Origin of the sequence: Bradyrhizobium yuanmingense, from assembly GCF_029167105.1 — a bacterium.
In the GTDB taxonomy this organism is placed as follows: domain Bacteria; phylum Pseudomonadota; class Alphaproteobacteria; order Rhizobiales; family Xanthobacteraceae; genus Bradyrhizobium; species Bradyrhizobium yuanmingense_A.
The window spans coordinates 19,109-40,714 of the sequence record NZ_JARFML010000002.1 but is presented as its reverse complement, the minus strand read 5'-3'; the positions used below and the strand labels follow the sequence as shown (position 1 = coordinate 40,714).

Here is a 21,606-nt window from a genome sequence, read left to right as displayed (position 1 = left end):
GACTGGCCAGCCCGCAGGTCCCGCTCTGGCGTCCCGTCAGCTGTTGGCGACGACGTCGATGATGGCCTCCGCGAATGGGCGGGGCGCTTCCTGCGGCAGGTTGTGCCCGATGCCACCCTTGATGGTCCGATGCGCGTACTTGCCGGTGAACTTCTTGGCGTAGGCCGCGGGCTCGGGATGCGGTGCGCCGTTGGCGTCGCCCTCCATGGTGATGGTGGGAACACCGATGACCGGAGCGTCGGCAAGTTGCTTCTCAAGCGCGTCGTATTTTGCTTCCCCTTCGGCAAGGCCTTGCCGCCAGCGATAATTGTGAATCACGACCGCGACGTGATCCGGATTGTCGAAGGCTTTTGCGGTGCGCTCGAAAGTGGCGTCATCAAAATTCCATTTCGGTGAGGCGAGCTGCCAGATCAGTTTTGAGAACTCGCGACGATACATCTCGTAGCCGGCCCGGCCACGCTCTGTCGCGAAATAGAACTGATACCACCATTGCAGCTCGGCTTTCGGCGGCAACGGCTTCTTGCCGGCTTCCTGGCTGCCGATCAGATATCCGCTCACCGAGACCAGCGCCTGGCATCGCTGCGGCCAAAGCGCCGCCATGATGTCGGCTGTTCGCGCGCCCCAGTCGAAGCCGGCAAGGGTCGCCTTCTGAATATTGAGGGCATCCATCAGCGCGATGATGTCGGTTGCGATTGCCAATGGCTGTCCGTTCCGCGGCGTCGCATCGGAGAGAAAGCGGGTGGTGCCGTGGCCGCGCAGGAACGGAGTGATGACGCGGTAGCCTTCCGCCGCGAGTAGGGGGGCAACGTCGACAAAACTGTAGATGTCATAGGGCCATCCGTGCAGCAGGATCACCGCCGGCCCTTCCGCTGGACCAGCTTCGGCATAGCCGACACTGAGCACGCCGGCGTCGATCTGCTTCAGTGGCGCGAACGACGTGTGCGTGCCCGGCTTGACCGGCCCCATGTTCGCCGGCTTCGCTTTTGATAGTTGGGCTTCGGCTGCGCCGCTGAGCGCGAACTGGCTGGTGACGAAGGTCAAAGCTGCAGCGCCGACCAGGCGGCGGCGATCGTGGTTGATTTCATTGGACATAGGTCTCTCCTGCGATTTTGGGCTGAAGCAAAGCGGCGCCGCCGGGCACGTCGCTCAAGCCTTCCTTTCGATGCCGGGTTTGAGGGCGGACGCCCCCCGGACCACATTCGTCAGTTCCGGGGTAAAGCTTGTATCGCCTGGCGCGATGTGTCCGGTCAGTCGCGCGGTGACCTCCTGGAATACCCAAGCATTGCCGTCGGGATCGCTGTATGAGGCGTAGGAAGCGTAGCTCTTCCGCTCCGGGTTTGGGCCGCTGCGCAGGTCTTTCGAAACGGCATGATGGAACACGCCGCCAGCGTCATGGAACAGCTCGCTGATGGCGACGCCACGACGGAGCAGGTCGCGACGGGTGGCCTCGATGTCGGACACGATCAGATGCAGGCCCGTCGCCGAGCCCGGCGCCGCGGTCGTGACGTTGGTGCCGAAGATGATCGAGCAGCCGGATCCAGGCGGCGTGAATTGAATCACCCGATAGTCGTTACCCGTCGCGTAATCGATATCGAGCCTCCAACCAAGGCCGCCGTAGAACCGCTTGGCGCGATCGACGTCGGAGACCGGAATCACGACGACTTCGAGTGTCATGTCCGGAATGCGCGCGGCGGCGGGCTCGCGGAGACCCGCTTCCAGTATCTCGACATCCTGGTCGACGGTGCCCCCGCTGACGCCCACGCCCGCCACCAATTGGCCGTCGACCTTGAGCGGCGCGCCGCCGCCCATCGAAAAATACTTTCCGCCGGATACCGACATCATCGGGAACAGGGGTTGTCCGGGTTGGACCAGCGGCGACATGTCAGCAGTTCGAATTCCGACCAGCGCGGACGTATAGGCCTTGCGCTCCGACAGGTCGGCGGCGAACACCGGTGCGCCGTTCATGCGGTGCTTGAGGATGATGTTGCCGTGAACGTCGATAATCGAGATGGCAACCAGGACATTGACGCGCGCCGCCTGCGCTTCGATGCGGCTTGAGATGTCTTTTGCGTAAGCGAGCAAGTCCATGAGATGTTTCCCTTCCGAAAAATTGTCCGATTTAAAGAGGGATAGGTTCGTACGGTTCGATCGCCTCAACCGCTCCGGCCGAGTCGCTCCAGATAAGATCAAGGCCTCCCTTCGGCATCGCCAGGCTTGTGGAAGCCTTGTTCGAACAGCGCCTTGATTCTCGCTTGCGCCGCCGGGCGTCTCCATTGTGATGGCTCTGAATTCGCGTTTTGGGCGGAGAGGCGCCGGTTTGCATGCACCTCTCCAGCGATTTCGGCTGCGGCTGCAATGTCCGCTCGATCTTGGCACTCAGGCAGCCGACCTGACGCGCTGCTTCACAGCGGCGAGCAGGGTGTGCGCAGCCGGACCCGACGAGTGCGGGTTTTGACCGGTGATCAGCAAGCCGTCGCTGACGACATGGACTCCCCAGTTTGCCGTTTTCGAAAAGACGGCGCCGAGCTTCAGCATCTCGTCTTCGACAAGGAACGGGACTACCTTGGTAAGGCCGACATCTTCTTCTTCGCCGTTGGTGAAGCCGGTGACTTCCTTGCCTTGCACCAGGGGCTTCCCGTCGGGAGTCTTGACGTGGCGGAGCGCACCGGTCGAATGACACACGACAGCGATCGTCTTGCCGGCGGCAAGGAAGGACTCGATCAATTTGACCGAGTCATTGTCCTCGGCGAGATCCCACATCGGGCCGTGACCGCCCGGATAGAACACCGTGTCGAAGTCTTCCTGCTTGACGCTGTCGAGGCGAACGGTCTGGTCGAGTTGCGCTTCCGCCTCTTCGTCGTTTTCGAAGCGGAGCGTGAGTTCGGTGCGGTTTTCAGGCTCGTTGCTCTTGGGGTCGATTGGCGGCCGGCCACCCTTCGGTGATGCCAGCGTGATCTCGACGCCGGAGTCCTTGAAAACGTAGTAGGGAGCCGCGAGCTCTTCGAGCCAGAAGCCGGTCTTCCGTCCGGTGTTACCCAGTTGGTCGTGGGAAGTGATAACCATCAGCACCTTCATGATTGCCTCCTTTGTTTGCGTCGTTGAGTGAAACGCCGCTCCTGATCTTTGTTGAGTAGTGTCGGCGCAATCCCGTTCGAGCTCGTGCATTCGGCCGTTGCCCGCGAAGACACCCTGTACCCAAACGCCGCCGTTGGCTCGTTAGGCGTTGTTAGGCGTTGCAAGTGGGCGCGAGGATAGTGTGAGGAAGAGCAGGAGCGACCGCGACGCTAATCGAACGCGGCGTCCAGGACTTCCACGTCGAGCAGGATCGGTTTGGCGGTGGCAGCTCCATCGGGCCGCAATGCGAGCGAGCGCCGGAGCGTGGGAACGATGACACCGCTGAAGGCTCGATGCGCCCAGGAATAATCCGCGACCTGAGTGCCGAGGAGATCGTGGTCGACCCGCCGCTGCAGGCTGTCCTCATCGAAATAGAAAATCTGTTCCGGAGATGACGTGACGATTTCCGGTGGGAAGCGTGCACGCAGCCGCCGCCACGCCTGGTCGTTCTCCTTCCAGGCAGGCAACTCCTCCAACGTCACGTCCGGGCGCGCCAGAAGAAAAGGCGTCGTCAGATAGTTCCAGATCGAGATGCCGCAGAAGTAGACCAGATGCAGATCGTCGGCGAGCGGATCATTACCGTGATCCAGGAATTGCAGGCTTGGGTTCAGCCATGTCCGCAGCACCTGGCCATCTGGATTCTCGATCGTGACTGAATCCGGCTGATAGGTACCGCTCTTCTCGCCGCGCGTCAGACCCGTGAAGCGTACCGATTGGGTTCGCGTCGCGCCCTCTGCAACGAGATCCTTGAACTGACGAGTCCGCCGGGCGCGTGAAAACAGCGTTCCCCCGATTGATAAATGCAGGGTGAAGCGCTGCAGCCTGTTCCAGCGTGCCATGCCACCGCTGGCTTCAATCGCGTCGTCGAGGAGTGCCATGCTCTGTCAAGTCCGTCACGCAGCGGGGTCACCATGACGCGATCTAGACGGCTTGGCGCGTTAGATGTTGTTAGGATTTGCGAGGGCCATTCGGTTGCTGCATCTCATTGAAAAAGCAGCAAAATTGACTAGTCGAGAAATTCCATCCCTCGGTCAGTAGGGGTCGATCGCTTGGTGTTGAGGCGTCAGGCCGCAACCAATGCTGGTGCATCACCGAAAGAAAGCGAACGCGGTCTAGGCGGAGAGCCGTAGGAGAATTGTCGTTACTGCCCGCATTTAGGGCAGCTTCCAGGTCGTTTCTTTTGGGATTGTGATGTATTAACGGCCCGCATCAGAACAAGAAATATTTGACCTGTGGCGAACCGCGGCGGACCAGGGCCATCGATTGCGGCCGAGGGGATCCCGGAGGCATTTTCCTTCGGGCCATTCTGCGTTTTTCCGAACGCTCGCCGGCTGGAACGCGACGGCACGCGGACCCAGCTCGGTGGTCGGGCATTCGACATTCTCTGCATCTTGATCAGCCGCCAGGGTGAGGTCGTCAGCAAGGCGGAGCTGATGGAGAAGGCCTGGTCCGGCCTGACCGTGGAAGACAGCAGCTTGCGATTCCATATCGCTCAGTTGCGGCGGGTGCTGGGTGACGGTGAGGGCGGCGAATCCTATGTCACGAATGTCGCTGGGCGGGGCTACTGCTTCGTCGCACCGGTGAATCGTACGGCATCGCCGGCTAAGCGCGCCGACTCCGTCGATGAAACGCCCCACCCCAATCTTCCCCCGCGGCCGACACGGATCATCGGACGGGAACAGGATGTCCTGGCGGTAGCGGATCATCTCGTCGGCCGTCGCTTCGTCACGCTTCGCGGACCTGGTGGCATCGGCAAGACGACGCTCGCGATCGACCTTGCCTATAGGATGGCGGCCCGCTTCCCGGATGGGGCGCGATTTCTCGACCTCGGCAGCCTCAAGGAGCCGAACCTCGTTGCGATCGCCGTGGCATCGGCGCTTGGCCTGCTCATCCCCGTTGGCGACCCGACGCCGCGGCTCATTGAATCGCTCCGTGACCAGCAGATGCTGTTGGTGTTGGACAGTTGCGAGCACGTCATTGAGGCCGTCTCGCACCTCGCCGAGCAGATCTACGGGCACGCTCCCGGCGTCTCGCTCCTGGCCACGAGCCGCGAATCGCTCGATGCGGAAGGCGAGTCCGTGTTTGAGCTGGCCTCGCTCGGGCTTCCACCGGACAATGTCGCGAGTGAAGTCGAACTCGGCAAATACTCGTCCACCCGCCTCTTCATGGAGTGCGCCGTTGCCGCAGGCTATAGCGCAGACATCACCGACACCGACGCCGAGATCATAGGGCGGATCTGCCGCAAGCTCGATGGCATGCCGCTGGCGATCGAGCTGGTCGCCAGCCGGCTCTCGGCGCACGGACTGCTCGAGATCGACGAGCTTATTGGCGGAAGGCTTCGCTTGGCGTGGCGCGGGCGCCGCACCGCGCTGCCGCGTCATCAATCGCTGAGTGCGGCGCTGGATTGGAGCTATGAGCTGATCGCGCCGGAAGAGCGAACCCTTCTGGAGTATCTGAGCATCTTTCCCGGTCCGTTCACGCTACAGGGCGCCCGCGCGCTCGCAGGCGATCTTGATGATCCGGACGCAGTCCCCATTCGTCTCGAACAACTCGTCACCAAATCACTGGTCGCGAGCAGTCCCAGGAGTGCACAGACCTCGTTCCGCCTGCTGGAGACGACAAGGGCTTATGCGATCGAAAAACTCGCGGCCTCGGGAGCATCCAGCGCAGCGGCCTTGAAGCACGCAAGCTACGTGTTGCAGGCCCTGAAACCGCGATCCTACGAACCGGGGGGAGAGCGTCCGGGCGGCTGGGCCCATCGCGGCGATCTCCTTAGCGATGCCAGGGCGGCGCTCGTATGGGTCTATTCCGACGCGGGCGACACAGATTTGCGGATTCCTCTTGCTGCTGCCTGCGCACGGCTGTTCGTGGAGCGTAATCTGCTTGAGGAATGCCGGCTCTGGGCCATGCGTGCGCTGGCCTTGCCGGAAAATGCGCCCGGCGATCGGACAGCGAGAGTAGAACTGCTGTGGGCGTTCGGCCACGCAGCGATGTTTACAGAACGGAACAGCCAGGAATGCGAAGCTGCGCTCAGGCGTGGTTTGGCATTGGCGCAGGAAGTCGGCGACCTGGAGAATCAGTTTCGCCTGCTGAGCCGTCTGCATGCATTGTACCGCCGTACGTACGAGCGAAGGAAATTGCTGGAGGTGGCCCAGCTTGCCGATGCAGTCGCGACCGAGATCGGACATCCGGCCGCGCTCGCCCGTGCGCACACCTATCTCGGGGTGGCCCGCCATTTAAGTGGCGATCAGCGGCTTGCCCGGGAAAGGCTGCAGGCGGGCGAAGCTGGTGACGCTGCAATTCCCGCCTTGCCGGTTGACCATTTTGCAAGCCCGCGCGGCACGCACATCATGTCGTGCACCAACCTTTGGCTCCTTGGGTTGCCCGATCAGGCCGTCTCGGTGGCAAATGGCCTCATGGATATCGGATCGAACCCCGATCTTGCGATGTATTGCGCGGGATTGTGTTTTGCGGCCCGGGTCTACCGCTGGGTAGGCGATACCAACGCTCTGGAAGAGGCCGCTGCCCGACTGGCTGACCATGCGCGCAAGCATGGCTTCGGACCATTTTACAATGTTTCGCTCGCACTAAAGGGAGAGTTGCAGGTCACAACAGGGGCGGTAGACGAAGGGATTGAATTGCTTCAGCAATCCTTGCCCCGGATGATCGCCGATCGCCTTGAACTCTACAGCGGGGCTGCCGCCGTCGCATTGGTCGAAGGTCTGGCAATCCGGCAGCGGCTGGATGATGCGCTCGACGCGATACAGACTGAAATCAAGTCCGTCGCTGACCAGGGCGATAGCTGGGAAATGCCGGAACTCCTTCGCGTTCGCGGGGAGCTTCGCGCACGCAGCGGTGACCGTTCCGGCGCAGAACAGGATTTCGGCGTTGCCATGGCATTGGCGGAACAGCAGTCCGCCTTGTCATGGAGTCTGCGGATTGCCGCGAGCCGCTTGCGTCTAGCGACCGAGCCGAAGGCAAGGGCTGCCGCCGTCTCCGATCTGAAACGCATTTACGCGCGTTTCGGAGAAGGATTCGACACCGCCGATCTGCGCCATGTCCGCGAAATCCTTCAACAATTCTGATTGCGCGGCCTGAAAAGGCAGCACGGGCCGGTGCGTTGTTCATCGCAACCGGACACTTTCATCGCTCGCAACGGCTAACGCCCCCTAACAACCCATAACGAGCTATTTCGCGACCGCTGCGCGAGTGTGACGGCGCACCAATCAGCCGGGTTTTGGACCCGGTCGCCGCAACACCAGCACGGAGGAGGTTGTTATGACGATGACTGAAGAGCGCAGCGAAGCCGCGGTCAGGATACCCGCGCGGGCGATCGACATGAAGCTTGAGATCGTTGTGATTCCGGTTTCGGACGTCGATCGCGCGAAGGCGTTTTATGCGAGCCTTGGATGGAGGCTCGACGCCGACTTTACCGCGGATGACGACTATCGCGTGATCCAGTTCACGCCACCCGGCTCCGGCTGCTCGGTGATCTTCGGCAAGAACGTAACCACGGCGGCACCGGGCTCCGCGCAGGGACTGTATCTGATCGTGTCCGACATAGAGGCCGCTCGCAACGATCTGGTTCGTCGCGGTGTCCAGGTCAGCGAAGCGTTTCACGGCGCGGTCGATGTCTATGCCGGAACCGACGAGCCGTACTTGTTTGGCCGGATTCGGGTCCCTGGCCCGGACCCCAAGCACGGCAGCTATCGTTCGTTCGCCTCGTTCAATGATCCGGACGGCAACGGCTGGCTGTTCCAGGAGATCACGACGCGATTGCCGGGACGAGTTGAAGGCGACACGACTTTCACTTCCGCAGCTGATCTCGCGAGCGCGCTGCGGCGTGCGGCGACTGCGCATGGCGAGCATGAAAAACGTTCGGGTGGCCAGCACGATGAAAACTGGCCCGACTGGTACGCCGAATACATCGTCCGCGAGCAGGCCGGCAAGCCACCGCTTTCATAGAGTTACGGATCCAGCGCTCAAGGGGGAGGTCGACATGAAGAAAACACGGCTGACGATTTTTCGAACCGCGGTATCGGCGACGCTGGTCGTCGGAAGCCTATTCGTTCAGCACGTCGCGCGCGAACAGGAGCCGCAACACAGGTATGCCGGCCTGCAGCTCCGCGACAGCGTCGGCGACGAAGTTGCGGATTACATCGTCGAAAGCGGCAAGGCGTTCTTCACGTTGATGAGGTGACCAGGTCTCGCGCGTGTCGTGCGAAACGTCGACACCAGGCATCACTCGCAACGGCTAACGCCGCATAACAACCCATAACGAGCTATCTCGAAGACCTTGAGACAGTATCAATTAGCAGCAAGTGCAACGCCCGGCGCAGCCCGGACAATCATCGAAACAGGGAGATCCAACATGTCCACGAAGTCAGTATCCGAAGTCATCGATCACGACCGCCGTCAGCTTCTGAGCAACGCAGCGATGGGAATTGCCGCGGCGGGTGCCGCTAGCATCTTTCCGACGTTCAAATCGAATGCAGCGCCAAGTGCCGAGATTCGCCCGTTCCGCGTCCATTTTCCGGAAGCGGAGCTGGTCGATCTGCGCAAGCGGGTCAACGCGACGAAGTGGCCGAGCCAGGAAATCGTCAAGGATGCAACGCAGGGCGTGCAACTCGCAACCATGCAGAAGCTGGCACGGTACTGGGCGACCGATTACGATTGGCGCAAGATCGAGGCCAAACTGAATGCCCTGCCGCAGTTCGTCACCGAGATCGATGGCCTCGACATACATTTCATTCATGTTCGCTCGAAGCACGAGAACGCATTGCCGATGATCGTGACGCATGGATGGCCGGGTTCGATCATCGAGCAATTGAAGATCGTCGATCCGCTGACCAACCCCACGGCTCACGGCGCGAGCGCTTCGGATGCTTTCCACCTGGTGATCCCGTCGCTCCCCGGCTACGGCTTTTCGGGCAAGCCGACCACAACGGGTTGGGATCCAATCCGCATCGCCCGCACCTGGGGCGTGCTGATGCAACGCCTCGGATACACGCGATATGTGGCGCAAGGCGGTGATTGGGGAAATGCGGTCACCGAGCAGTTGGCCCTGCAGCGACCTGCGGGTTTGGTCGCCATTCACACCAACATGCCTGCGACCGTACCAGCTGATATCGACAAGCTGGCCTTTGCCAACGCTCCAGCACCGTCAGGCCTCTCAGCCGACGAGAAGCAGGCGTACGATCAACTCAGTCATTTCTACAAGACCGGCCTGGGCTATGCCCAGGAGATGGCAGCTCGGCCACAGACGTTATATGGCATCGAGGACTCGCCTGTCGGCCTTGCTGCGTGGATGATCGACCACGACGAGCGTAGTTACGCGCTTATCGCGCGTGTGTTCGACGGTAGAGCCGAGGGTCTTACGCGTGAGGACATCGTCGACAACATCACCCTCTATTGGTTGACGAAGACCGCCATTTCTTCGGCTCGCCTTTATTGGGAGAGCAAGCTTGCCTTTTTTGCACCGAAGGGCATCACCCTTCCGGTCGCTGTGAGCGCCTATCCGGACGAGTTGTATCAGGCGCCGCGGAGTTGGGCGGAAAAGGCCTATCCCAAGCTCATTCACTACAACAGGCTCGACAAGGGCGGTCACTTCGCTGCCTGGGAGCAACCGGCGTCGTTCAGTGCCGAGATGCGCGCCGCGTTCAAGTCGCTGCGCCAGTCAAGCTGACGCCAATCGGGCGCGCAGTTACGTGCGCGTCCCATCCCCAGAAATCGTCGGAGTGTCCCATGAACCGCCCTGAGAAGACCTTTAGCGCCACGCAAATTCACCTCGAGCGGCGTCTGCCGTCCTACTGGCGCGTGACGTTCGATCATCCACCGCTCAATATCTTTGGCCCGGAGACGATTCCGCAGCTGGACGAGATCATCACGGCACTAGAGACCGACGCGCAGGTGAAGGTCGTCGTGTTCGACAGCGCGGTGAATGGCTTCTTCCTGACGCATTATGATTTTTTTGCGCCGCTGGAAGAATCCACGCGCATCCCGCCCGGAACCACTGGGTTGCAGGCGCTTCCGGACATGCTGGCCCGTCTCAGCCGCGCACCAATTGCATCGATCGCCTCGATCCGCGGGCGCGCCACAGGCGTAGGCAGCGAACTTGCGCTGGCAAGCGATATGCGGTTCGCAAGCCGCGAGAAGGCGATCCTGTCGCAATGGGAAGTCGGCGCCGGCCTGGTGCCGGGCGGCGGGCCGATGGCCCGGCTCCCGCGCCTGATCGGCCGCGGTCGCGCATTAGAGGTGCTGCTTGGCGCCGATGATATCAACGGCGAACTCGCCGAGCGCTATGGCTACGTCAACCGCAGCCTGCCGGATGCCGAACTCGACGGCTTCGTCGACGCGCTGGCGATGCGGATCGCCTCGTTCGACAAACAGGCGATCGCGGAGACCAAACGCCTCGTCAATGCGGCAAGCCTGCCGTCAGATGCCGAGATCGCTCCGGAATGGGATGCGTTCCTCGCTTCCGTGCAGCGGCCCGCCAGCCAGAACCGGATCCAAAAACTGATGGAACGCGGTTTCCACCGGGCCGGCGACGTCGAAAACCGGCTCGGCTTCCACGTCGGTCAATTGGGCGGTTGAGCTGGTCTGAAACTGCGTGGCTTGCGGCATGGTGCAGGTCACGACTGGCAACGAGAGGAATGATACATGGCCTTCACCATCAGCATCAACGGAAGCCCGCACAGCATCGACGTCGATGGCGATACGCCACTGCTTTGGGTTCTGCGGGACGTACTCGGCATGACCGGCACCAAATTCGGTTGCGGCGCGGCGCTGTGCGGTGCCTGCACGGTGCATATCGATGGCGTTGCGACACGGTCATGCATCACGTCGATCGACAGCATCGAAAAATCGGCTGTCACGACGGTAGAAGCGATCGGCACGACAGCGTCGGGCGCAAGAATCCAGAAGGCCTGGCTCGATCATGAAGTCGTGCAGTGTGGCTACTGCCAGTCCGGGCAGATCATGTCGGCGTCGGCGCTGCTTGCGAGCAATTCGAATCCCACGGATGCCGATATCGATGACGCCATGAGCGGGAATATCTGCCGCTGCGGGACCTATGTACGCATTCGCGAAGCTATCAAGCTTGCCGCGCAGACGAACACAAAGGGAGGCTGAGATGATGGTCGATCGTATTGCCTCGCGTTCCAATGAGACCAGCCTGTCGCGCCGGGGTTTTCTGGCCAGCGCAGCTGCGTTTGGTGGAGGACTGGTGCTAAGCTTGAACCTGCCGTTCGGTCAAAGCGAGGCCGCGGCTCCCGGGGAGTTCGGACCGAACGCCTTCATCCGCATCGGTAGCGACGGCCAGGTTGTCCTGACCATGCCCTATGTCGAGATGGGGCAGGGTACCTACACCTCGATCCCGATGCTGATCGCTGAAGAACTCGAAGTGAACCTGAAACAGGTGCGCCTTGAGCACGCCCCGCCGAACGAAAAACTCTACGCCAATCCATTGCTGGGCGTGCAGGCGACGGGAAATTCAAACGCGATGCGGGGTGGCTGGAAGCCGCTGCGCGAGGCCGGCGCAACGGCGCGGATAATGCTGGTTGCCGCGGCAGCGAAGCGCTGGAGCGTGGATCCGAAATCCTGCCGCGCACAGGATGGTGAGGTGATCCATGACGCGTCCGGGCGGCGCCTGAAATACGGCGAGCTGGCTGCCGACGCGGCGCAGATGGCGGTGCCTGAAAGAGTCACATTGAAGCGGCCGGAGGATTTCAAGCTGATTGGCACGCCGGCAAAGCGCCTCGACGTATCCGGCAAGGTGAATGGCACGGCCCGCTATGGCATCGATGCGCGCCCGCCCGGTGTGAAGGTTGCAACATTGGCGCAATCGCCGGCATTCGGCGGCCGGGTCATGAGCCTCGATGATACTGCGGCCACGGCTGTCAAGGGTGTGCGCCAGATCGTCCGGCTCGATGATGCCGTTGCGGTCGTGGCCGATCATATGGGCGCGGCCAAGAAAGGTTTAGCAGCGCTCAAGATCGAATGGGATGACGGTCCGCATGCCGGCCTTTCCTCGGAGACGGTCGCACGCGAACTGGAGCAAGCAACCCTCGGGTCGGGCGCGGTGGCGCAAAACATTGGTGACGCCGACAAGGCCATTGCAGAAGCCGCCATCAGGGTTGAGGCGGCGTACCACCTTCCATTCCTCGCCCACGCCACGATGGAGCCGATGAACTGTACGGTGCACTTCCGCGACGGTGAGTGCGAAATCTGGATCGGGACCCAGGCGATCGCGCGAGTCCAGACGATGGCCGCGGAGGCTGCCGGCCTGCCGCCCGCGAAGGTCATCGTCCACAATCATTTGCTCGGCGGCGGCTTTGGCCGGCGGCTGGAGGCTGACTGCGCGGTTCGCGCGGTCCAGATCGCCAGACATGTCGAAGGTCCCGTGAAGGTGGTGTGGACCCGTGAGGAGGACATCCAGCACGACATGTACCGACCCTATTGGTTCGACCGCATTTCAGCGGGGCTCGACGGGCAGGGCAGGCCGGTGGCCTGGAAGAACCGTTTTGCAGGCCCTTCGGTGATCGCGCGATGGCTGCCGCCGGGTTTCAAGGACGGCCTCGATCCCGACTCGACGGAAGGTGCGATCGATCTGGTCTATGACCTTCCGAATTTCCATGTGCAGTTTACGCGCGTGGAGCCTCCCGGGATCCCGACCGGCTTCTGGCGTAGTGTCGGGCCATCGCACAATGTGTTCGTCACGGAAAGCTTTGTCGACGAACTCGCAGCAACGGCAAAGCAGGATGCGGTGGCTTATCGTCGTGCATTGCTCGGCAAGTCGCCGCGCGCCAAAGCCGTGCTCGATCTTGCCGCGGAAAAGTCCGGCTGGGGCCAGGCCTTGCCCAAGGGCAGGGGCCGCGGGGTCGCCCTGCAATTCGCATTCGGCAGCTACATGGCGCAGGTGGCCGAGGTCGAGGTTTCCAAAGATGGAAATGTCCGGGTTCATCGGGTCGTCTGCGCCATGGACTGCGGTACGGTCGTCAATCCCGACACGGTGCAAGCGCAGCTGCAGAGCGGTGTCATTTTCGGCACGACCGCAGCGCTCTATGGCGAGATTACGCTGAAGAACGGGCGCGTCGAACAAGCAAACTTCGATACCTACCAGATGCTGCGCATGAACGAAGCGCCGGCGATTGACGTGCACATAGTTAAAAGTGCGGAGCCGCCTGGCGGAATGGGTGAGACGGGAACGTCATTGATCGTTCCGGCGATCGCCAACGCGATCTTCGCCGCCACCGGCAGACGCCTGCGCAAGATGCCGGTCGATAGTAATGTGCTGAAGCAACCGGCCTGACTGGAGACAGTGAAGCGGTCTCACACAATTCCGTGCGGGGATGCTGGCAGAATTAAAAGGGAGAACGACAATGATCCGCAAGGCAAAGGCAGTTTGGTACGGTACCGGGCGCGCGGGGAGCGGCCAGCTCACGAGCGATTCAGCTGTACTCGACGCCACCCCGTATTCCTTCAAGACCCGCTTCGAGAACGAGAAGGGCACCAATCCGGAAGAGCTGATCGCGGTCGCCCATGCCGGCTGCTTGGCATTGGCGTTCGGCTTGCAGGCTGCCGGGTTCAACCCGACAGAGCTCTCCACCGAGGCTGGGGTGACGTTGGATCCGGATGGCCCGGGATTCAAGATCAGCAAGTCGGCTCTCACCTTGCGGGGCAAGGTGCCCAACCTTGATGACGCCGACTTTGCCCGCATTGCCGGAGAGGCCGAGAGAAACTGCCCTGTATCGAAGGTGCTCAACGCCACGATCACGCTGGACGCCAAGCTCGTCTAGTCGGCCGGCAAAAAGGAGACAGCGTCATGGCTCGCAATCACCAACCAGACCAATCGACGTTCAGGGCAGTTCTCCCTGAGGATATCAATTGGGAACCGTTCCCTGCGTTTCCGCCCGGCGCGCGCTTGGCCGTGATGGTCGGTCATCCCGCCGAGGCCGGACCCTATGTGGTCCGTGTCAAGGTGCCCGGTGACACCAGACTGATGCCGCATAAACACCCGGAGGATCGCATCTACACGGTCATGTCGGGCGTCTTCTATATCGGGCTCGGCGAAACTTTCGACGGCGATAACGTGACGGCCTATCCGCCCGGTAGTGTCATCGTGCTGCCCGGCGAGACCTGGCACTTTCATTGGGCGAAGTCCGGCGAATACGTCACCCAGGTCTCGGCAATCGGCCCGCTCGGCCTCGAATATCACGATGCGCACGATGATCCGCGTGGACAACCTGCGTAAGAGCGGCACTCGCGATTGAAGCGTCTCTATTGAAGGCGCACAACACGGAGAAATATCATGACGGCACGATTGACCGAGGTGACAGGGCGCGAGGCGCGCAGTCACAATGGGGATGCACTTGATGCACTGATCGATTTTTACAGAGCCTTCAACGCACGGGATCTTAACGGTCTAGAGGCGAACTGGGAGCAGGGGGACGCACCCAGCATGGACAACCCAATGGGCGGCATCCGGCGCGGTTGGCAGTCCATCAGTGAAGGCTATTTGAAGCTGTTCGGAGGGCCGGCGATCGTCCAGGTAACCTTCCACGATTTCACCAGCCAGGGCGGCGACGATTGGCATCTGTTCGTCGGTCGGGAAAAAGGTACGTGTGTCACCCTCGAGGCGAATATGGAGGTCCGCTTCCGTACGACGCGCTGGTTCACGCGGCGTGGGGGTGTCTGGCGGCAGCTGCACCACCATGGCTCGATCGAGGAGCCCGGCTTGCTCGCCGCGTACCAGAAGACAATTCTCGGGGCTGCGTTGGGCCAAGTTGCGCCAACGAACGCATGCTGAACGACGTTTGTAAACTTCGGCTCAAACTTATAAACCAGAGCGGGCTGGGCGCTCGCGCTATTCGAAAGATGAGCTTTAATTTCAAAAGCTTCGTGGTGAGCGCGCTGGGGCTCGAACCCAGGACCCCGTGATTAAAAGTCACGTGCTCTACCGGCTGAGCTACGCGCTCCCATGGCCGCTGATGGCTCGAAGAGATCGCCATCGTGTTCGGACATTCGAGAGGCATGTCTTGCCGCTTCGCCTAGAGATCGCGTTGCGGGGAAAACCGGCTGTTTCCGGATCATGCCTTCGGCCCGCGCTGTGTAGGGGGAGTGGCTGCGGAGGTCAATAGTGCGGGTGGTTGCCGAAGATCGCGGCAGCAGCGGGGATTTGCTTGGGCTATCCGTCGCTTAGGCTGGAATTTTCACCTCAATTGGCGGCCGGTCATCCACGCCGAAGACCTCGTAACTTCAAAGCTCGAGGTCCAAACACCGGCGTGGAGCCGGATCAGTTCGTCTCGCGCCGCACCTCGCTCGGCACCGGCTGCGGCGTACCGGTCGGGTGGGGCAGCGCGACCGGGCGCAGGCCGATCAGCTCGGCGGTGCGGATCGCGCTGTCGCGCCAGAACTGGAACGAGTTGATGCGGCTGAGCTCGAGGATGGCAATCGCAACCGCGGCGAGGAACGGCAGGCTCTGCAGCACCAGGACGCCGGCGAAGATGTAGATCTCGGTGATCTGCTTGTAGCTGTTGGTGGCGATCAGCACGCCGGCGCCGACCAGCAGCAGGGTGCCGATCACGGCCTCCCAGAACGCCTGGAACTCGATCGACATGCGGGACAGGCCGCCTTTGGAGGTGCGGGCGAAGGCGATGTGCTCGGTGATCAGGCCCTGCGCCACTGCGCGCGACACCGTCCATTGCACGCTCATCGCCGCGATCATGGCGCCCAGCATCTGGCCGGGCTTGATGGCGACGCGGGCGCGGTACATCGACAGAAAGTGCACCAGCGAGACGATGAAGGCGCCGATGATCGGCAGCGTCAGGATCTTGTCGGGAATGGCGATGTCGGCGAAGGCGACGATCGGCACCCAGATGAGGTTGAGCAGCGCCACGACCACGCCGAGGCTTTCGGCGCCCAGCCAGTTCAGCCAGCCGAGGCCATATTCGCGCTTCTGGTCGGGCGTCAGCCGGCTCGCGCCGGGCAGGAAGCGGCGCCAGTGCTTCTTGACGATCTGCAGACCGCCATAGGCCCAGCGGTGCCGCTGCTTCTTGAAGGCCTCGTAGGTGTCCGGCAGCAGGCCTGCGCCGTAGCGGGTGTTGGTGTAGTGGGTGGTCCAGCCGAGCTCCTGGATCGCAAGGCCGAGATCCGAATCCTCGCAGATCGTGTCGGACGACCAGCCGCCGGCCATGTCCATCGCGGCGCGGCGGATCAGGCACATCGTGCCGTGCACGATGATGGCGTTGGTCTCGTTGCGCTGGACCATGCCGATGTCAAAGAAGCCGGCATATTCGCCGTTCATGATGTAGTGCATGATCGACAGGTCGCCGTCGCGGTGCTCCTGCGGCGCCTGCACGAGGCCGACGCGCGGATCGGCGAAGGCCGGCACGAGGTCCTTGAGCCAGTCGGGCTCGACGACATAGTCGGCATCGAGGATGCCGATGATCTCGGCATCGGCGGCGGTGCGGTCCATCGCGATCCGGAGCGCGCCGGCCTTGAAGCCCTGCACCTTCTCGGCGTTGATGAACTTGAAGCGTTCACCGAGCGCGCGGCAATGGTCCTGGATCGGCTGCCAGAAGGCGGGATCCGGCGTGTTGTTGATGATGACCACGCATTCGTAGTTCGGGTAGTTCAGCCGCGACAGCGCATCCAGCGTCTGCTTCAGCATCTCGACGGGCTCGAAATAAGCGGGGATATGGATCGAGACTTTCGGGCAGTATTCCTCGGGCACGTTCTCGACCGGCTTGTCCTTCGTGATCAGCCGCTGTGGCGCCCGGCCGAAGGCGACCGCGGCGATCTCGTCGATGCGCGCCATCGCGATGAGGACCAGCGGAACAAGGAGGATCATGCCGAGCGTCAGCGCGAAGGCCGAGCCGAACAGGAAGTAGTGGCCGTTCCAATAGGCGAACACGGTCGCGGCCCAGGCGCCGACGCCGTTGGCGGTCGCCGACAGCAGGAAGGCTTGCGTCGCGGTCGCCTTCTCGATCCGCAGGATCGGCAGCGACAGCAGCACGCCGACCAGCAGCGCGATGCCCATCAGCTTCCAATAGTCGGGGTTCTCGACCGGGCCGGTCCAGGCGAATTTCGGCTCGCCGCTGGCATTGAGGACGCCCCAATACGGACCGACGCCGCCTTCGAAGAATTTCCAGGGCCGATCGAGGGCTTCGACGATGTTGTAGTCCATGCCGAGCGCTTCGGCGCGGGTGACGAAGTTGCGCAAGGTCAGCGCCTGCTGGAACGGACCTGGGTCTGCGTTGCGCAAATTATAGCCTGCGCTCGGCCAGCCGAACTCGGCGATCACGATGCGCTTGCCCGGGAACTGATTGCGCAGGAGGTTATAGCGGTCCACGGCCTGGTCGACGGCCTGATCCGAACGGAAATTTTCCCAATAGGGCAGCACGTGCGCGGCGATGAAGTCGACGCTCGAGGCGAGGTCCGGAAAATCGCGCCAGATGTTCCAGATCTCGCCCGTCGTCACGGGAACACGGACCGCGCTCTTGACCTTCTTGATCTTGCTGATGAGGTCCTCGACCTTCATCTCGCCGCGGTAGATCACCTCGTTGCCGACCACGATGCCGATCACGTTGCTGTTCTTGCGGGCGAGCTCGATGGCGGCCTTGATCTCCCGCTCGTTGCGATCCTCGTCCTTGTCGATCCACGCGCCGATCGTGACCTTGAGGCCGAACTCGGCCGCGATCGGCGGCACCAGCTCGCTGCCTTCCGTCGCGGTGTAGGACCGGATCGCTCGCGTGAGGGTCGAGAGCTTCTTCAAGTCCGCGCGAATCTTGTCGGGGTCGGCGTTGAGGTCGACGACATGGCCCGGCTCGAACGGCGTATAGGACAGGCTCGGCACCAGGCCCTTGAAGTCCGGCGCAGGTTCCCTGTCGCGCAGGACTCCCCAGATGCCTGCGTGGAGCGCAGACACGAGCAACAGAACGGCGGCGACAACGCGCATCGCGGCTAAACCAATAGGGGCTGAGGTGGCAGGGAAGCGGATCCGACCCCGAGATCCGACCGTGTCCGCGGCAAGGGAAGCATATCTCTGCCACGCGGTTCCACAACTGTCATGGCCTCATGTCCTTATGAGGGCATGGCCTTTTCGAACGACGCGCGGCAGTGCCAACCGTCTCTATGGCCGATCGTTCCTGAACGGCAGCTGAAACGACCGGGGCTATTTTGGCTTGGGCTATTTCGCCGGCGTGGGGGACGGGCTTGCGGCAGGCGAGGGGCTCGCGGCCGGCTGCGGCTGCGCATTGGCGGCCGGCGCTGCCGGCTGGGCGGCCGCGGCCGCCGCCTGCTGCGGCTGGGCGGCCGGGTTGATCCAGCACGCGTGCACACGGCTATCCAGGGTTTCCGCCACCTTGGGATCGATCTGGCCGCCGAAGCGGGTCAGGCAGCGGAACGCGGCCTGGATGTGGCCGCCGGGGCAGCCGAAGCGGTCGTAGAGGTCCAGATGGCGGAACGCGGTATCGAGGTCATCCCGCCACATCAGCCGCACCACGCGCCGGCCGAGCCAGACGCATTCGGGATTGCCGGCCGGGCCGTTGATGACCTGGGCGGCTTCCGCGAACTCGTCGGTGCGGCGCTGATTCTGGGCGGCGTCCTTGGCGGCGTCGGCGGGCTGGGCGGCCGCCTTGCCCTGTTCGGGTCCCGGGGGACCGCTCTGCGCGGAGGCGCCGCCAGCACCGGTCAGAACGAGCAGGCAGGAGACGGCCAAGGTGGCGGCGAACTGCCGCAGGACCGCATTTCGTGACTCGAACACCCGTTGCCGCATGAATTCCCCAATGTATCCGCTGGCCGTCCGCGTCAGGAGCCCCGCGGACGCGCTAGCTGATGGCGTCCAAATGGGTCTCCAATGCGGCGGAAAAGTCTTTCGGAGTCCATGACCTGTATTTCGAATTTTGTCCAGCAAAGTCACGATCCTAGATCACGGTTGAACCGGCACAGTTAAATTCCTTTGGGGGCGCAAGGGATCCGCCGGACGTGCCCCCTTGGCAGACGGCGTGCGAGAAGGTAATCGACGGCCCTTCGCGGAGGACGGAACCGATTTCTCTTCGTACGCCACTGGCGCTTCTGCTCGTCTCACTGGGTGCGATCGCTGCCGTGTGGTGGTGGCTTGCCACGCCAATCACGCTCGCGCGCGCCCCGATCGACCCCGCCGACAAGGTTCAATGCGTCTCCTACGCGCCGTTCCGCGGCGAGCAGTCGCCGCTGGAGGCATGGACCCATATCGAGGCAGACCAGATCGAGCAGGACCTGCGCCAGCTCAAGGAGATCACCGACTGCGTCCGCACCTATTCGATGGAGAACGGGCTCGACCAGGTGCCGGCGATCGCCGCCAAGGTCGGCGGGATGAAGGTGCTGCAGGGCATCTGGCTCTCGAGCAACCGCACCAAGAATTACGAGCAGGCCGGGCTCGCCATTCGCCTCATCAAGCAATTCCCTGACGTCATCACCTCCGTCATCGTCGGCAACGAGGTGCTGCTGCGCGGTGAGATGACGACGGCGGACCTCGTCGCTCTCATCCGCCTGGTGAAGACCCAGGTCGGCGTGCCCGTCACCTATGCCGATGTGTGGGAATATTGGCTGAAGAACCGCGAGGTGTATGACGCCGTCGACTTCGTCACGATTCATATCCTGCCCTATTGGGAGGATTTCCCGATCAAGGCAAAGTTCGCTGCCGCCCATGTCGAACAGATCCGCGAGCGCATGGCGGTGGCGTTTCCCGGCAAGGAGATCCTGATCGGCGAAACCGGCTGGCCGAGCGCGGGCCGCATGCGCGACGGCGCGCTGCCCTCGCGCACCAATCAGGCGCGTGTCGTCTCGGAAATCCTGAGCCTTGCGAAGGCGCAGAAGTTCCGCGTCAACCTGATCGAGTCCTACGACCAGCCGTGGAAGCGCAGGCTGGAAGGCACCGTCGGAGGCTATTGGGGCCTCTACGACTCGGTGCGCCGGAGCCTGAAATATCCGCCGGGACAGCCGATCAGCAATTTCCCGTACTGGAAATGGTACATGGGCGCCGGCATGGGGCTTTCCGTGCTGGTGTTCGCGGTCGCGCTGATCACGCTGCGCCGCCGGCCGTGGACGCCGCGCTTCCCGGCCTGGCTCGGCGTCGGCATCTCGGCGACGACCGCCGGAATCCTGCTCGGGATCGGCGCCGACAAGATGTATTACGAGAGCTTCGGGATCGGCGGCTGGCTGCTCTGGGGCGCGTTGCTGCTGGCCGGCATCCTGTCGCCGATCTTCTGCGCGCAGGCGATGGTGATCGGCCGCAGCCTGCCGACCTTCCTCGACCTGCTCGGCCCGCGCGAGGGCCGGAAATGGTCGAAGCTCACGGCGGTGCTCGGCCTGACGCTGGCGGTGACCGCGGTGATCGCTTCTGCGACCGCGCTCGGCTTCGTGTTCGATCCGCGTTACAAGGATTTTCCTTACGCCGCGCTGACGATGGCTGTGGTGCCGTTTGCGCTTCTGATGCTGAACCGGCCGCAGATCGGCCAGCGTCCGATCGCCGAAGCGGTGTTCGCGGGGGTGCTGGCGCTGTCCGCCGTGTACGTGCTGTTCAACGAAGGCCGCGACAATTGGCAGTCGCTATGGACCTGCGCGATCTATCTGTTGTTCGCGCTCACGCTGTGGCGGGCGCGGGCCGAGCAAAGCCAAGAATAAGCAGGCCGATCGCAAGGCCCGACAGCACGACATTGTAGAGCACGATGCCGAGGCCGGCGGCGATAAGGCCGACGGTCAGCAGCACGATCGACGGTCGCATCAGGTTCAGCGTCGCAACCACCAGCGCCACGATGCCGAATACCGAATTCTTGAACAGCACGGTCGAGACCGAGCGCGACTTGCAGACCAGGGTCTGAAGCCCGGCGTCGCAGGCGAGCGCGACCTGCGAAAACTCGATCGCGAGATAGCGCACGTAGAGCGCGCAGCCGACGGTGACGAATCCGACCACGAGCAGGAACTGCACCTGGTAGGGCGTGAGGCGGAAGGGCTTCTTGGTCATGGCCGCAATATGGTCGGGAAGGCGCGGCCAGGCAACAGGGCAGGCGAGGTTTCTGTTGATCCGGCACGCCCGAGCACTCTCCAGGAACACGCGAGCCTCCCGCTGGTTCTCAACATTGTGTTGCCAACACCGCCTAGGAGTGAGGCATGGAGAAGCCGACGCAGGAGCAGCTGAGCGAGCTCAAGAGGCTGAGCAGGGAGGCGCGGGTCGAGGATTGGTCGGAGATCGTCCGCTCGAAGGACGAGGCGGAGATGCGCATCCGCGATCTGAAGGAAAAGGCGCGCATGGAATAGGTCATCGCCTGCGCCAAGGACGATCAGCGGGCGATCAGCTGCGACCTTGCGTGTTCCGGCTCTGCTCCGCCAGCCGGCGCTCGTATTTTTCGGCCAAGGCGAGCAGTCGCTTTCTGATGTGGGGATCGGCCCGCTCGGCCAGTTCGCGGATCAACGCGAGTTGCTCCCGCAGAAAGTTCGCGTCCGTCATCGCCG

At 62.6% G+C, this 21,606-nt stretch carries 20 protein-coding genes and 1 tRNA gene; 12 read left to right on the top strand and 9 right to left on the bottom strand.

The features are described 5' to 3' along the window. Window positions 1–36 precede the first annotated feature (36 nt). From P0R31_RS02965 to P0R31_RS02945, 4 genes are all read right to left on the bottom strand, one after another. The gene (locus tag P0R31_RS02965; protein WP_275512783.1) at window positions 37–1,092 is read right to left on the bottom strand and encodes an alpha/beta fold hydrolase; all 1,056 of its coding nucleotides are present in this window, start codon (window positions 1,090–1,092) and stop codon (window positions 37–39) included. A gap of 54 nt (window positions 1,093–1,146) precedes the next feature. After that, window positions 1,147–2,088, bottom strand: coding sequence for a heme-binding protein (locus P0R31_RS40990; protein WP_430516797.1), 942 nt, complete (start codon window positions 2,086–2,088; stop codon window positions 1,147–1,149). A 288-nt stretch (window positions 2,089–2,376) separates the two neighbouring features. Continuing rightward, window positions 2,377–3,075: a type 1 glutamine amidotransferase domain-containing protein gene (locus P0R31_RS02950; protein ID WP_275512782.1), complete on the bottom strand. Its 699-nt coding sequence runs from the start codon at window positions 3,073–3,075 to the stop codon at window positions 2,377–2,379. Window positions 3,076–3,284: 209 nt separating this feature from the next. Beyond that, complete coding sequence (locus P0R31_RS02945; RefSeq protein ID WP_275512781.1) at window positions 3,285–3,992, bottom strand: hypothetical protein; 708 nt, start codon at window positions 3,990–3,992, stop codon at window positions 3,285–3,287. 354 nt (window positions 3,993–4,346) lie between these two features. On the opposite strand from P0R31_RS02945, the gene P0R31_RS02940 reads away from it, so the two are divergent. From P0R31_RS02940 to P0R31_RS02895, 10 genes are all read left to right on the top strand, one after another. Then, window positions 4,347–7,199, top strand: coding sequence for an ATP-binding protein (locus tag P0R31_RS02940; protein ID WP_275512780.1), 2,853 nt, complete (start codon window positions 4,347–4,349; stop codon window positions 7,197–7,199). Between the two features lie 199 nt (window positions 7,200–7,398). Beyond that, window positions 7,399–8,079: a VOC family protein gene (locus tag P0R31_RS02935; RefSeq protein ID WP_430516796.1), complete on the top strand. Its 681-nt coding sequence runs from the start codon at window positions 7,399–7,401 to the stop codon at window positions 8,077–8,079. 34 nt (window positions 8,080–8,113) lie between these two features. Next, entirely contained in the window at window positions 8,114–8,314 is a 201-nt protein-coding gene (locus tag P0R31_RS02930) for a hypothetical protein (RefSeq protein WP_275512778.1), read from the top strand. A 171-nt stretch (window positions 8,315–8,485) separates the two neighbouring features. Continuing rightward, window positions 8,486–9,799 (top strand): epoxide hydrolase family protein, encoded by a 1,314-nt coding sequence (locus tag P0R31_RS02925; RefSeq protein ID WP_275512777.1) that lies wholly within the window; start codon window positions 8,486–8,488, stop codon window positions 9,797–9,799. Between the two features lie 59 nt (window positions 9,800–9,858). After that, window positions 9,859–10,707, top strand: coding sequence for an enoyl-CoA hydratase/isomerase family protein (locus P0R31_RS02920; protein ID WP_275512776.1), 849 nt, complete (start codon window positions 9,859–9,861; stop codon window positions 10,705–10,707). Window positions 10,708–10,773: 66 nt separating this feature from the next. Continuing rightward, on the top strand, window positions 10,774–11,244 hold the full coding sequence (locus tag P0R31_RS02915) for a (2Fe-2S)-binding protein (RefSeq protein WP_275512775.1): 471 nt from the start codon (window positions 10,774–10,776) through the stop codon (window positions 11,242–11,244). Between the two features lies 1 nt (window position 11,245). After that, window positions 11,246–13,423 carry a xanthine dehydrogenase family protein molybdopterin-binding subunit gene (locus P0R31_RS02910; protein WP_275512774.1) on the top strand — a complete coding sequence of 726 codons (2,178 nt, stop codon included), beginning with the start codon at window positions 11,246–11,248 and terminating at the stop codon, window positions 13,421–13,423. Between the two features lie 70 nt (window positions 13,424–13,493). Beyond that, window positions 13,494–13,910: an OsmC family protein gene (locus P0R31_RS02905; RefSeq protein WP_275512773.1), complete on the top strand. Its 417-nt coding sequence runs from the start codon at window positions 13,494–13,496 to the stop codon at window positions 13,908–13,910. Between the two features lie 26 nt (window positions 13,911–13,936). Continuing rightward, a complete protein-coding gene (locus tag P0R31_RS02900) occupies window positions 13,937–14,365 on the top strand; it encodes a cupin domain-containing protein (RefSeq protein WP_275512772.1) in 429 nt (142 codons plus the stop codon). A 57-nt stretch (window positions 14,366–14,422) separates the two neighbouring features. Beyond that, window positions 14,423–14,920, top strand: a complete 498-nt coding sequence (locus P0R31_RS02895; protein ID WP_275512771.1) for a YybH family protein — start codon at window positions 14,423–14,425, stop codon at window positions 14,918–14,920. 93 nt (window positions 14,921–15,013) lie between these two features. Here the strand turns inward: P0R31_RS02895 and P0R31_RS02890 are convergent. From P0R31_RS02890 to P0R31_RS02880, 3 genes are all read right to left on the bottom strand, one after another. Continuing rightward, a tRNA-Lys gene (locus P0R31_RS02890) sits at window positions 15,014–15,089 on the bottom strand. Between the two features lie 317 nt (window positions 15,090–15,406). Continuing rightward, entirely contained in the window at window positions 15,407–18,070 is a 2,664-nt protein-coding gene (locus tag P0R31_RS02885; protein ID WP_275512770.1) for a glycosyltransferase, read from the bottom strand. A 231-nt stretch (window positions 18,071–18,301) separates the two neighbouring features. After that, window positions 18,302–18,889, bottom strand: a complete 588-nt coding sequence (locus tag P0R31_RS02880) for a hypothetical protein (RefSeq protein WP_036012549.1) — start codon at window positions 18,887–18,889, stop codon at window positions 18,302–18,304. A 329-nt stretch (window positions 18,890–19,218) separates the two neighbouring features. Between P0R31_RS02880 and P0R31_RS02875 the strand changes: the two genes are divergently transcribed. Further along, window positions 19,219–20,778, top strand: a complete 1,560-nt coding sequence (locus tag P0R31_RS02875) for a beta-(1-6) glucans synthase (protein WP_275512769.1) — start codon at window positions 19,219–19,221, stop codon at window positions 20,776–20,778. Here P0R31_RS02875 and P0R31_RS02870 read toward each other — a convergent pair. Beyond that, window positions 20,738–21,118, bottom strand: coding sequence for a hypothetical protein (locus P0R31_RS02870; protein ID WP_036012544.1), 381 nt, complete (start codon window positions 21,116–21,118; stop codon window positions 20,738–20,740). The two genes, P0R31_RS02875 and P0R31_RS02870, sit on opposite strands and share 41 nt — an antisense overlap. A gap of 146 nt (window positions 21,119–21,264) precedes the next feature. Between P0R31_RS02870 and P0R31_RS02865 the strand changes: the two genes are divergently transcribed. After that, a complete protein-coding gene (locus P0R31_RS02865; RefSeq protein ID WP_157286031.1) occupies window positions 21,265–21,411 on the top strand; it encodes a hypothetical protein in 147 nt (48 codons plus the stop codon). Window positions 21,412–21,445: 34 nt separating this feature from the next. Here P0R31_RS02865 and P0R31_RS02860 read toward each other — a convergent pair whose 3' ends face one another. Next, window positions 21,446–21,601, bottom strand: a complete 156-nt coding sequence (locus P0R31_RS02860) for a hypothetical protein (protein WP_225156856.1) — start codon at window positions 21,599–21,601, stop codon at window positions 21,446–21,448. Window positions 21,602–21,606: the final 5 nt, after the last annotated feature.